The 12,959-nt window shown below is 63.2% G+C and carries 7 protein-coding genes; 1 reads left to right on the top strand and 6 read right to left on the bottom strand.

Annotated elements, in window-relative coordinates:
* Positions 1 to 3: 3 nt before the first annotated feature.
* The 6 genes from NY78_RS03675 to NY78_RS03650 form a co-directional block, all read right to left on the bottom strand.
* Entirely contained in the window at positions 4 to 1,980 is a 1,977-nt protein-coding gene (locus tag NY78_RS03675; RefSeq protein ID WP_043631887.1) for a hypothetical protein, read from the bottom strand.
* 46 nt (positions 1,981 to 2,026) lie between these two features.
* Positions 2,027 to 3,697 (bottom strand): glycosyltransferase, encoded by a 1,671-nt coding sequence (locus NY78_RS03670; RefSeq protein ID WP_043631884.1) that lies wholly within the window; start codon positions 3,695 to 3,697, stop codon positions 2,027 to 2,029.
* Between the two features lie 510 nt (positions 3,698 to 4,207).
* Entirely contained in the window at positions 4,208 to 6,352 is a 2,145-nt protein-coding gene (locus tag NY78_RS03665; protein ID WP_231583744.1) for a right-handed parallel beta-helix repeat-containing protein, read from the bottom strand.
* A gap of 458 nt (positions 6,353 to 6,810) precedes the next feature.
* The gene (locus tag NY78_RS03660; RefSeq protein ID WP_043631878.1) at positions 6,811 to 8,058 is read right to left on the bottom strand and encodes a uracil-xanthine permease family protein; all 1,248 of its coding nucleotides are present in this window, start codon (positions 8,056 to 8,058) and stop codon (positions 6,811 to 6,813) included.
* Between the two features lie 63 nt (positions 8,059 to 8,121).
* Complete coding sequence (gene upp, locus NY78_RS03655) at positions 8,122 to 8,748, bottom strand: uracil phosphoribosyltransferase (RefSeq protein WP_043631876.1); 627 nt, start codon at positions 8,746 to 8,748, stop codon at positions 8,122 to 8,124.
* A 234-nt stretch (positions 8,749 to 8,982) separates the two neighbouring features.
* Positions 8,983 to 11,253 carry a methyl-accepting chemotaxis protein gene (locus tag NY78_RS03650; RefSeq protein ID WP_043631874.1) on the bottom strand — a complete coding sequence of 757 codons (2,271 nt, stop codon included), beginning with the start codon at positions 11,251 to 11,253 and terminating at the stop codon, positions 8,983 to 8,985.
* Positions 11,254 to 11,627: 374 nt separating this feature from the next.
* Between NY78_RS03650 and NY78_RS03645 the strand changes: the two genes are divergently transcribed.
* The gene (locus tag NY78_RS03645) at positions 11,628 to 12,854 is read left to right on the top strand and encodes a binary toxin-like calcium binding domain-containing protein (protein WP_043631871.1); all 1,227 of its coding nucleotides are present in this window, start codon (positions 11,628 to 11,630) and stop codon (positions 12,852 to 12,854) included.
* The last annotated feature ends 105 nt before the right edge of the window (positions 12,855 to 12,959 follow it).

Here is a 12,959-nt window from a genome sequence, read left to right as displayed (position 1 = left end):
GCGCTACCTCTTCACATCGTAGGAAACGGTTTGGGAGCCGGCCTGGGAGGCGGCCCGGAACAACATGCGGGTCCGGTCAAAACGATTTTCCAGGGCAGTCAGGGCCGAGTCGTCGGCCGGCGGCGGCGTGTCAAAGAGCAGCCAGTCCGGGGACAGAGCGCGGTCCAGGTCGAGGAGCCGGGCCTGCCAGGCCGCATCCACCCGCAGGGCCACGGAAAAACCCTTGGCGTGCAGGGTGTCGATGGCGACCTTGAGCTGGCCCAGGTCGCCGGGTCCTCCCAGGGGCAGGACAAAGCCGCGCAGGAGCTTGGCAAAAACCATGGAGGCCGGGGCGGTCTCCACGAAATGGACGGTCTGCAAGACGGCTTCCGGTCCCTGTCCGGTCAGGTCGAGATGGACGCCGACGCCATTGACGGAGGCTGTGATGAGGGCGGCGGCATCGCGCAGGGGGTCGGCTTGCAGGGTGTCGGCCGGCAGGACCACGGCCGTCAGCGTGCGGGCATCGCCCAGAGGCACGTCGCCGATGGTCGGGGCGCTGATCCAACGCGGCGGGAAGGTGGACAAGGTCAGGTCGGTAAACGTGGCCGGTTCGGGCGTGGGATCGTCCTCGTCGGCCGCGCCCAGGGCGAAGCTGCCGCGGATGGTGTCGGCCGTCAGCGGGATGGGATAGCGGCTGACGTTCTTGCCGTCCACGCCGAGCAGCAGCCGGTTGCCCTTGACGCACAGGTCAAAGGCGACCGGGCCGGTGTGGTCAAGGGGCAGGACGTATTGGAAGATGGTGTTGAGCGAGGGGCCGTTTTTCTCCTGGACCATGACCCGCTCGGCCGTGGTGCGGATACGCACGAAGGAGCCGGCGTCGCGGTAGCGCAGGTAGATGGTGCTGGCCCCGCCGTCCGGCGGCGTGGTCTTGACCTCGCACAGGAAGTTCTCAAACCCTTCGCTGCCGCGCAGGCGGGCAAAGCCGTCCTTGCCGACCGGGGCGGTCATGGTCAGGCTCTGGCCCATGACGGCCATATCGCCCAGGGTCACCTGCCACAGTCCCTGGCGCACGGACTGGGAGAAATCCATATAGCGGGATTTGGGCTGGCGGGATTCGATTTCCAGGAGCAGGCGGTCGGCCGTCCAGTCCGGAGCGACCTGCATCCGGGTAAGGCCCCTCGGGTTGGCGTCCCGGGGGTTGTAGGTCTCGCCCACCCGGGTAAAGGCCACCGGGAAGTTCTTGGCCAGGGCCGCTTCGTTGGGCCGGGCCTCGGCCGCAGGCAGACTGACGCCGAGGGTATTGGCCGGCATGAAAAGATAGCCAAGCGGGGCCTTGCCGGCGAGGTCCTCGATGGACTGCCGGGCCAGAGTGAAGTCTGCGGCAACCCGGGCGTCGTAGGCTTCCTGTGTTTCTTCGGACGCCCCGGCAGCGCCGGCCAGCCGCTCCGTCAGGTAGTAGGCGTAGCCGCCGGACGGGGTCTGGTTGATCAGTTCGGAGTGGTAGCCCATGGAGCCGACGTCCCAGAAGGGGTTGTCGGCAATTTTGCGCAGTTCCGAGCGGCGCACGAAAAACCGCTGCCAGCCGGTCAGCCGGTCGCCGTACAGATACAGCGCGGCGTTGAAGCCGACGCCGGTCAGGACCGGCTGGCTAAAAAGCACGCTGTCCTTGCGCCCGCCCTCGAACATCAGGTAGAGGGCCTTCTCCGGCAACGGCTTGTTTTTCTCATAAAAATCAACAAGATCGCTTGTGGTTATGGTCTTATAGCCGGCTTTGGCCAGGGCCGTCAGATGCTCCCGCAGGCGGCTTTTGGAGACCAGCGAGTGGACATTCTCGTCAATGGTGATGCCGCCGTAGCCTAAGGCCACAAACCCATCGCGCTGGGTCCAGGCGGCCCGGTCGTGCACCGGCGGCGTGTCTTTTTTAAAGGCCGTCTGGTAGACGAAATACCCAAACGCGACCAAAATGGCGTATTGGAAGAGGTAGCGAAAAAATTTTCTCATGGCGTACGTCCCGTTTCTGTGGGTTGATAACGATTGGCGGGCGCAATCAGCCCATGGCCTGGCCCTTGTCGTGCTTCGACGGCCGGGTTCCCCAGTCGGACTTCCAGAAGGTCAGCACGGCCCACACGATCTGCCACAGGAGCACGAACAAGTAGAAGAAGCAGAAGGGCACACCGTACAGCCACAGATTGGAACGCTTCAAGAGCAGGTAGGAGGTGCACATGAGCATACTCATGAGCAGCACCCCGGCCAGATACATGGTGGGCCATATCCCGTAGGCGACCGGCATGAAGACAAAGGCCCGAAGCACCACCACCGGGGCCATGACCGGCAAAATGAGGCCCAGATAAAACGAGATGGCCATGAACGGCTCTTTGAGCCACATGAACTTGCAGGCCCGAAGGCTCTCGCGCAGCCATGACCGTTTCCAGCGCATCTGCTGGTTAAAAAACTTGCCGTAGGTGGAAGGCACAATGGTGCTGGAGACGGCGGTGTGCTGATAAACGGCATAGTGACTGCCAAGGACGAAGTTGGTGAGGCTTCTGTCGTCGCCGAAGGTGGCCGGCTGGCCCAGGAACTTCTGGTTCACCCAGTCGTCGAGGTAGCGCATGAGCACCTCGCGGCGGTAGCAGGCCAGCGGGCCGGACAGGCAGGTGACCACGTCGAAAATGCTCTCGGCCGCCTTGAAGATGCGAAAGCCGATGAAGTAGCGCACGGCCTGCATGCGGGTCAGCATGTTGGTCCACTTGTTTTCCACTTCGCAGCGTCCGGCCGCGCCCCCGATGTGGGGATTGTGAAACGGCTGGACCATGTGCAAGATCGCGTCGGGCTGCAGAAAACTGTCGGAGTCGACAAAGACCACGAGATCGTTCTTGGCCATGCGCGCCCCGGCGGCCAGGGCCTGGCGCTTGCCCTGGTTCTGCTCGAAGGCGTGGATGGTCAGCCGGCCGCCCGCCTCGTCCCGGATCTTGGCCTCCACGGCCCGGGCCACGGCCACGGAGTTGTCCGTGCTGCCGTCATCCACCAGGATGACTTCGAGGAGTTCCTCGGGGTAGTGCTGGTTCAGGCAGCCGCGAATGGTCTTTTCGATCCATTCCTCTTCGTTAAAGCAGGGAATGACGATGCTCACACTGGGCTGAAAGCCGGGAACCACAGGATAGGGCTTGTAGAGGGCGGCAAAGAAAAAGCGCGAGAGCAGGTAGAAAACGGCGCACAGCCCGTAGAGAAAAACCGGCACGTCGAACCAGAAATAAAAAATGCTCTCTTTTTTGATAAACCACACCCCAATCAGGGTGAGGAGGATGCCAAGCAGGGAGGCCGTCTCGAAATACCGCCAGCGTTTGCGGCGCAGATACTGGGACATCGGCTTGGCAAATTCAAAGGCCGCATACCCGGTGGACGAGTCCACCCGCACCACCCGGGCCGGCAGCTTGACAAACGATTCGTACCCCTCGGGCATGGTCCCGGCGCTTAGGAAAAACCGCACCACGGTCTTGTCCCCCACCCGCAGCGGCTTGTCCGGCTTAATGAGCATTCCCCCTTCGGAGATGTCGACTGTCTCGCCCGAGGCGTAGCGATACTTGCCGTCGGCACTGTAGACATCGGCCTGGCCCTGGGAAAAATAGCGTTCTCCGGCGGTCCTGCGGCCCTCGCTTTTGGACGGTATGTCCGGGAGGAAGCGGCGATCAGGTCTTGTTTGGGGGAATACTTCCGTCATCGTCTCAACCTCCGCAGCTATCGGTGTCATGGACTTGGGCTGGGGGGAAAACAGCTTCCGCCAACCTTTTTCCTCAACTTCGTGTTTCAATTATTCAAACTGTGCAACCGCCCGATTGACGCATCCAGAGGATTCTTCCACCCGGCTCGTCCGGTTTCTCGGCCCACGGTTTTCTCCAACATTGTATAATATTGTAACAATACATCGCGGTTAGGGGGGATCGGCAACGGGGCCTGGATCATGCGTTGTCAAATAAAAAATAGGCTGCCGGCCATCGTGCAAAAATGAAACCATAACCCAAGCAACTCCCCGCTTCCTCTGTGAAGCCATGCAGCTTATTTCAACAAAACGTATTCCCCAAAAAACATATTTTCAGGGCCAGACCGCATCCGACCCGGCGGCCTCGCCTTGCGCCGCCCGCCTGCGGCCAAAGGCCGCACTGGCAACAAACCGTCAGGGCAGGGATTCCTGCCGCAGGCTCCCGCTGGGGAAGGTCATTGCCGGGGGAGATCATTGCAGGAGCAGGAGCAGATTGGCTGCCGGCGATGCTCCTGCCGGATTGAAGGAATTTGCCTGGTACAACCCAACCGTGGGGGTGGTTCCGGCCGAAACCACCGCCCCGCCAAAGTCCGTCTTGGCTGTGGCGTAGGCCGTTCCGGCCCGCAGAAGCGGCGACCCGTAGAGAGGCCGGTAGTCGGCCACCGGCGGCCAGACCGTGCGCACGAAGGTCGAGCCAGACGAAGACTGGGCGTTTTGGGCCACGTACTGGCGTATCCCGGCCAGGGCAGCGGTCTGGATCTGGCCGTCGGCCGCGATCAGCGCCAGCAGGGCCGACCATTCGGTCAGGTCGTATTCGTTCGCGCCGTGGCTGAAAAGCGACACGGCCGCGCCGGTAAACTTGGCCCATTCCAGGAAGGCCGACACCCGCCGGCCCAGGGTGGCCGCGTCGAGATGCCGACCAAAGATGAGGCCGGGCTGCGTGGCCCAGATATTGAGCGTGTCATAGCTGCCCGGGGTGGTCCCAGCGTACAGGCCGCCCATGGCGTACGACCCGTCGTAGCCGCTGCGGGCCGCAGTGTAGCCGGCAGCGGCTGTGGCCGCGATCACGGCGGGGTCCGCGCCCAGGAACGGATAGACGAAACTGCCGCAGGAATAGGCCACGGAACTGCCCGGGGCCGTCAGCCTGGATTCGATCAGGGTCTTGGGGGCTGTGATCTCGTCGGCAAAAAACTGGGCGTCGTTTCGCAGCAAGGTCGCCGTGACGTTTTGGATGGACACGCCGGACACGCCGTTTAAATCCCGCGAGAGCACCGAAGCGCTCGTGTAGGTGGTCCCAGCGATGGTGATCAGCCCGCAGGTAAAGCCCGACTTGGCGTTGATGGCAGTGCACACCTTGCCGATGGTGTCGGTGGCGCTGTCGGCCAGATTCAGGCTGAAATTGGCGTTTGCGTCGCCGGCGGCCGTCACCGTCAGGGTCGTGGCCGCCGTGCCCGTGCTGGCCACCGTGACCTTGGCCCCGGTCCCTCCGCCGGCATAGGCCAGGGTCATGAGCTTTGTTTCCGGCAGATAGACATGGTGGGCGCTGTGGGCGGCCACCTCGTTGCCGGCATTGATCAGGGCCTGGGCATCGGCCCAGTTCGCGTCTACGGCGTCGGAGGCGTCCAGGGCCAGGGTCAGCTGCATGCCATGGCTGCTCGTCAAGGCGGCCACCTGGGTCGCGTACGAGGCGTTGGCGGCGTCGTCGATGCCGAGGTTGAGCAGGGCCGCCCGCCGCCCGTGGGTCAACTGCGGAGAACCGGGAGTGAGCGGGGACACTTCCGTGACGTCGCCGCTATAGCGCAGCCCGGTCATTTCCACCGGGCTTTTGTCCTGGAAAAGACAGTTGGTCAGGGTCACCGGCGCGCTGGTAGACGCATTCTCAATGAGGGCAGTCGCGGCAAAGCCGTTGCCCAGGGCCAGACAGTTGGTCAAATGGATGCCGCCGGCAACAACAACGCCCGACGGGACATAGAGGATGTCGCCGGCAAAACCAGCCAGCAGGCAGTTGTTGAAATCCACTTGCGAGGCGCTGTTTACATAGATGGAGCCATATTCCATATCGCCGAACAGACAATAGTTGAAGACGACCGGAGAGCTGCCGGAGAGGACCTCCACCACCTTGCTGTAGACCCGGTTGCCAAGCCGGGCCTCCTGGATGGTGCAGCGCGAGAAGGTGGCCCCGCCGGCGCCGATGATGAGCAGCCGTGGGCCCGGACCAATGGCGCAGGCCTCGAAGGCGGGAGACCCGGCCGTGATATGGACCACGGCAAGATCGGTGTTGCTGGTATTGTTGTTGGCCGAACCATCAAAGGTCAGACCCTTCCAGACGGTCTGATGGGAAACGGTGAGGACCTCTTGCCCATCGCCGGCCTTGACGACCACCTGGGAGTTGTACCCCGACGCCGTGCTGCCGACCACGGTGACCCCGGCGCTCACCGAGTGGATGGCCTCGGAGTAGAGGCCCCCGGCCACCTCGACCACGTCGCCGCTGCCGGCAACATTGAGGCCCTCCTGGATGGAGCCGAAGGCCGTGCCCCAGGTCGTGCCGTTGCCAGAGGACCCCGCCTTCACATACCAGGTGGCCGCCTGGGCCGGAACGCCCTGAAGTACCGTCAAACCTGCAGTCAGGATAAAAAACAGTGTTGCCAATCCAACGCGGCCCAGGCCGTACGCAACCCTTCCTTGAATCATCCTGTCGTTATATAGAATTTAACAACCGGAGCAACACCCTTTTTCAGGCGTTGGCCAAAAAAAAGGGACCGGGGGTCAGACCGGTCCCGAGGAGGGAGCGAGGGAGCTGCCCCTTGGCGACGGGCAGGCGTTTCACTTTCTTATTTCGTTAATCGACCGATTGAGGTTTGAGCACCGCATCAGCCAGACGGGACAGGGCAAAGCAGACCACAACCACCATGGATACAAGAAGAAGTTTTTCTACGAACATGGGCGTTACCTCCGCTTGCCAGGTATTGAGCAACACGCGTGCCATCTCCTGCCCGCCTGCGCCCGGGCCGGGGCATAAAAAAAGCCCCGGGCGGATCGCCCGGGGCCTGTGCGGCCGCAGCCGGCGACGGGATTCAGGCGTCCTTGGGCGAACGGGGCAGGACCGCGTTTAAGACCACCCCGATCACGCCGGCCAGACCGATGCCTTCCAGGTGGATGCCGCCAAAGGAGAAGGCCATCTTGCCCATGCCAAAGACGATGATCAGCGCCACAATGGCCATGTTGCGCGGCTCCATGAGATCGGCCCCCTCGCGCACCAGGGAGTTGAGGCCGACCACCATGATTGCCCCGAATAAAAGCAGCATGATGCCGCCCATGACCGGGGTGGGGATGGTCTGCAACAGCGCCCCGAGCTTGCCCACGAAAGCCAGACAGACAGCGGTCACCGCCGCCCAGGTCATGAGCGCCGGGTTGTAAATCTTTATAAGCGACACCGCGCCGGTCACCTCGGCATAGGTGGTCAGCGGCGGGCCGCCCAGGCAGCCGGCCAGGAAGGTGGCCACGCCGTCGCCCATAAGCGAACGGTGCACGCCCGGATTTTCCAGATAATTGCGCCCCGTCACCTGGCCGATGGCGATGACCCCGCCAAAGTGCTCGATGATGGGGGCAATGGCCACCGGCACGATGACCAGGATGGCGTCGAGATTGAATTCGGGGCCGACAAAGGACGGCAGGGCAAACCACGGGGCAGCGGCCACGGCCGAAAAATCCACCATCCCCAGGAACAGGCTGGCTATATACCCGGCCCCGATGCCGCACAAAATCGGCACCAGCCGCAGCAGCCCCCGGCCCCGGATGGCCACCAGCACGGTGACGGCCAGGGAAAAAAGCGACACCCCCATGGCCATGGCTTGCGGATAGAGGACAGCCGCCCCGTCGCCGGTCTTGCCCATGGCCATGTAGACGCCGACCGGGGCGAGGATCAGACCGATGACCATGATGACCGGGCCGGTGACAATGGTGGGCAGCAGTTTGAGCAGGAACCCCACCCCGCGCCATTTGATCGCCAGCGCCGCCAGCATGTAGGCAAACCCCACGCAGGCCAGGGCCCCGAGCGTGGCCGGCACGCCATAGGTTTTGACGCAAAACATGATGGGCGCGATAAAGGCGAACGACGAGCCCAGAAAGATCGGGATGCGAAATTTGGTCAGCACCTGATAGATCAGCGTGCCAATACCGGCGCAAAACAGGGCCACATTGGGGTTAAGCCCGGTCAAAAGCGGCACCAGCACCAATGCGCCAAAGGCCACGAACAGCATTTGCGCGCCGACGGGAAAATCCCGCAACCGCAGTTTATAATCAGAGCCCGATTTTTCAGCCATCACACCCTCCGGTTATCTTTTGCCGGGGCCGCACTGCCGGGCCGGCGTCAAAGCGCAGCCGCCCTACTTCGTTCCGAAAATCTTGTCCCCGGCATCACCGAGGCCGGGCAGGATATAGCCGTTTTCATTGAGGCGCTCATCAATGGCCGCCGTGTAGACGGCCACGTCGGGATGCTCTTTTTCCAACCGGGCCAGCCCCTCCGGGGCGCAAACCAGGAAAAGGCCCATAATGCGCCGGCAGCCGGCTTCTTTGAGCAGCTTGACCGTGGCGATCAGGGTGCCGCCGGTGGCCAGCATGGGGTCGAGAATCATGGCGTGGCGCTTGTGGATCTTCTTGGCCAGTTTGACGTAGTAGCTGACCGGCTCCAGGGTCTCTTCGTTGCGGTACATGCCGACCACGCTGACCTTGGCCCCGGGGATCATGTCGAGCACGCCGTCCATCATGCCAAGCCCCGCCCGCAGGATAGGCACGACAGTGATCTTCTTGCCGACGATCTGATCCACCTCCACCGGGCCGGCCCAGCCATGGATCATTTTCTTCTCGGTGGGCAGGGATTTGGTGGCCTCGTAGGTGAGCAGCCGGCCGATTTCATTGGCCAGATCACGAAAATCCTTCGTGCTCAGGCCATTTTCGCGCAGCAGACCGAGCTTGTGGCGCACCAGGGGATGATCGACGACGGTGACGGGCATGGCTCTCTCCAGGTGTTTGCGGTGGGGCGGGGTTGCCGGACCGGGACGTGCGGGCAAAGGTAGCGCAAACGGCCGGTCCCGGCCATCGAAACAGACGCGGACGGGACGCGTCCGGGGCGAGTTGTGCCGGCTTGGACCGGCCGGGTCAAGAGGGATAAACGGGCAGAGGCAAAGACGGCAAACGGGGAGAGGACGCTGGTCCCCTCCCCGTTGTCTGCGGTGCGCCGGGCTGGATCAGTCGGCCTTGAGCGAGGCCACCAGACGATTCAGGTTCTCGGCCTGCTGCGCCAATTCCTCGACCGACCCGGCCGCCCTGGCCATGGACTGGGCGGTGTCGTCGGATATGCGGTTGATGTCTTCCACGGCCCGGTTGATCTCTTCGCTGGCGGCGGACTGCTGCTCGGAGGCCGTGGCGATGGAGCGCACCTGATCGGCGGAACTCTCCACGATGGACACGATCTCTTCCAGGACCGCGCCCGACTGGCCGGCCAGCTCCGTGGCCTGATCCACGGCCCGGACCGCGCCTTCGACGCCGTCGATGCTCGACTTGGCCCCGGCCTGGATGGCGTGCACGGCAGCGCCCACTTCCTTGGTGGCGGTCATGGTCTTTTCCGCCAGCTTGCGCACCTCGTCGGCCACCACCGCGAACCCGCGCCCGGCGTCGCCGGCCCGGGCGGCCTCAATGGCGGCGTTTAGGGCCAGCAGGTTGGTCTGGTCGGCGATGTCTGAAATAACGCCGATGATGTTGCCGATGCCGTCGGCCTGACGGCCCAGCGCGTCCATGTTGGTGCGCAACGTGGCCGCACGGTCCTGGACGGCGCCTATGGCCGCCACCACCTGACGCACCATGCCGGCCCCTTCCTTGGCCTTGTCCCGGGCGGTTCCGGCGCCGCTGGCGGCCTGGGAGGCGTTTCTGGCCACTTCAAGCACGGTGGCGTTCATTTCCTCCATGGCCGTGGCCGTTTCCCCGGCGTGCTGCCGCTGGATGTCGGCCCCTTCCTTGGATTGGTCTATCTGGGAAGCCAGCTCGCTTGAGGCGGCCGAGACGGCCTGGGCCACATCCTCAATATGGGCGGCTGCGTCGAGCCGGCCCTGGCGCTGGGCCTCGGCCGCCTGACCGCGGGCCACCTCGGCCTCGGCCACGGCCGCCCGGGCGCGTTCGGCCTCAGCTGCGGCTTCGCTGGTTTTGTCTTCGGCCTGAGCGATCATTTTCTTGAGGTTGTCGACCATGCGGGTGAGCGCCTTGGCCAACACACCGGTCTCATCCACCTGATTGATGGCCAGGGTTTGGGTGAAATCGCCCTCGGCCACTGCGCCGGCAAAGGCTGCGGCCTGACGCAGAGGGCGCACCAGACCGGCGGCGAAAATCCACAGCACGGCCAGGGCCACGACCGTGACCCCAAGGCCCACGCCGATCTGCCAGACGGTGCTCTCATGTCCCAAGGCCGCCATCTCGGCGTCGAGCTTCTTGCTTTCGGCCAGCACGACGTCCGGGTGCACCCGGATGAGAACGGCCCAGGGCCGGTCGGTGCGGCCGAGCTGAATCGGGACCAAGGCCCGGTAGTTGCCGGAGACGTCGCTGATGTCAATCACGGACCGGCCTTCCTTGACCGCCTTGGCCAGTTCTTCCCAATCCTTTGAGATCGTGCTTAAAGGCTGGCCCACGGTCTCGGGCTTCTCGCTGCTGGCCACGATCAGGCCGTCATGGCTGACGATGGCCACATCGCCCTGGCCGCCGTAGAGGCTGGTATCGACCTTCTTGGCCAGCTCCTGAAGAAAGTTGAGGCGCAGGTCGGTGCCGGCCACACCCAGGAATTTGCCGTCCTTTTTGACCGGCACGGACAGGGTGGTCAGCCATTCCTGGCGGCCCTGAACGATGTAGGGGAAGGGGTCGAGAACGCTTTCCTTGCCGGATTCCCGGGGCCAGAGATACCAGCCGCCCTTGCGCACGCCGTTGGGATGGCGGTCCTGGCTCTCAAATTCGACCAACGGCTGCTGGGCAATCTTGCCGGCTTGATCGCGGTTCCAGTAGGGGACAAAACGACCGGTCTCGTCGTGATCGCCCTTGGCTGCGCCGGCGAATTCCTTGTCCCGGCCGTCCAAGGCTCCGGGTTCCCAGGCCGAATAGGCGCCCAGATACTGCGGATTGTTTTTGAGAACTTCCACCAAAATGGTGTCGAGCACTTCGCGGGCCGGGTTTTTTACGCCGTCCTGCCCGGCCAGGCCGGCGAACTGCTCGCGCAGCACCTCAAAGGTCTTGGCCATGGTCCGGGCGGTGACGAGGTTGTCTTCCAGGGCGCTCTGGATGACGGCGGCCTGGGTGGCCGCCAGGGCGCCAAGATTGCGCTTGGCCTCGTCTTCCAGCAAGGTTCCGACCCGTTTTGACACAAAGGACTGGGTCTTGCCCGACGAATACAGGCCATAGCCGACCAGGGAGGCCGCAGTGGCCAGCAGGCAGACGCCGGCCAGCAAGATGATTTTAGCTTGTATGGATTTGAGTTGCATGCAATGTCTCCCTTGGCCTCCGCTCGGTTGAGATATGATCGTGCCACGGATTGCGGTACTCCGGACACCCGGAGAGTCACCTTTTGGTTCCCATTCGTGCGATTCGGCCAAGCCCTCTGATGGACGCAGGGGGCAGCCCCCGCCGCTACGACAAAGAGTCGGCACTGGACAGTCACAAATTAGCATCAAACCTGACACACTGCAACAGCTCGTTTCTCACTGTCATTCACCAACAGCAACCCCAACCAACCCCTGCAACCCGTCTGCCGCTTGACATTTATTTCAAAGCATACCTATTCTTTAACTAACAATATTATTACAACTATTCCCAAACACAACAGAACGACCGGCCCATAGCCACACCAGGATTTCACATGGCAGCCCATATCAAAAATGTCATGATCTGTTGCATGCTGGCACTGCTGCCCGGACTGACGGCCTGGCCAGACGTCAGCCACGCCGACGAATTCAACCTGCCGCTTTTCCTCCCGGCCATCACCGCCCCCCTGTCGCGCGACACCGACGGCGACGGGCTGCCCGACGTCTGGGAACGAAACGGCTACTTCGTCGGCAACACGTTCGTGGATCTGCCGGGCATGGGGGCCGACCCCCTGCACAAGGACCTGTTTGTCTGGATGGACTACATGATCCATCCGACCAAGGGGAGCCTCGGGCCGTCCCAGACTGTCATCGACAACATAAAGGCCGTGTTTGCCCATGCGCCCGTGACCAACCCCGACGGCACAACCGGCATCCGCATCCATCCCATCCTCAAAAACAGCGTCCTGTACGCCGAGACCCTTGGCGTGCAGAATAATTACACCCAGGTCTGGGTGGATTTCGAAACCCGCAAGAACCTCTCGTTTGACCCGGCCTATGCCAAATCTTTTCGATACATGATTTGGGCCAACTCCTACAACGAGGATTCCTCCAGCGGCCTGGCCCGCGATATCCCGGCCACGGACTTCCTGGTCAGCCTGGGCCTGTGGGGTCCGACCGGCGGAACAGACTGGGAAAAGCTCGGCACCTTCGTCCACGAGCTGGGCCATTGCCTGGGACTCACCCACGGCGGCTCGGACCACGAAAACTACAAGCCGAACTATTTAAGCGTAATGAATTATTCTTTCCAGACCATCGGCCTGTACCAGGACGGCCACTGGGGGGATGGGGGCTATCCGCTGCAGTTCGACTACCAGCGTCTGACCACGCCGACCCTCAACGAGGCCGCCCTCAATGAGAATCTCGGCCTGACCGGGGCGGACAGCGTGGCCGGCTACGGCACGTACTACTATTACAACAGCGGGGCGCAAGGGGCGCTGGCCGGCGATGCCGCCGCTCCCATCGACTGGAACCATAACGGCTCCATAGAGGCCAATGTCGCGGCCGACATTAACGGCGACGGGTCCATAACGGCCCTCGTGGCCCAGAACAACTGGGCCAATATCAACTACAACGCCGGCGGGCTGCTCGGCCCCAGGGCCACCCGTGCGGCCAGAGCCGCCGCCGACAGCCGGCCCATGCCCGACGAACTGCGCCGGGAACTGGACCTTGAAACCAGCCGCCGGCTGTCCCAATCCCGTACCCAGGCGGCCGCCCCGTAGCGGTCTGTCCGAATGGGCCGCCGAGCGGGCATCGCCTGGGCCGCATGACTTTGCCGGCCCGGGCTGCTATCAGGCCTTGCCCGCAGCCCCACATTCCACCAAGCG

It is taken from the genome of Desulfovibrio sp. TomC, from assembly GCF_000801335.2.
Lineage (GTDB): Bacteria > Desulfobacterota > Desulfovibrionia > Desulfovibrionales > Desulfovibrionaceae > Solidesulfovibrio.
Note: the sequence above shows the minus strand (reverse complement) of the source record. Positions and strands in the feature narration are given on the sequence as shown.

Bases quoted from the DNA above. Each gene is read 5' to 3' on its own strand.
- NY78_RS03675 (WP_043631887.1), bottom strand. From the start codon at position 1,980: ATGAGAAAATTTTTTCGCTACCTCTTCCAATACGCCATTTTGGTCGCG.
- NY78_RS03670 (WP_043631884.1), bottom strand. From the start codon at position 3,697: ATGACGGAAGTATTCCCCCAAACAAGACCTGATCGCCGCTTCCTCCCG.
- NY78_RS03660 (WP_043631878.1), bottom strand. From the start codon at position 8,058: ATGGCTGAAAAATCGGGCTCTGATTATAAACTGCGGTTGCGGGATTTT.
- upp (WP_043631876.1), bottom strand. From the start codon at position 8,748: ATGCCCGTCACCGTCGTCGATCATCCCCTGGTGCGCCACAAGCTCGGT.
- NY78_RS03650 (WP_043631874.1), bottom strand. From the start codon at position 11,253: ATGCAACTCAAATCCATACAAGCTAAAATCATCTTGCTGGCCGGCGTC.
- NY78_RS03645 (WP_043631871.1), top strand. From the start codon at position 11,628: ATGGCAGCCCATATCAAAAATGTCATGATCTGTTGCATGCTGGCACTG.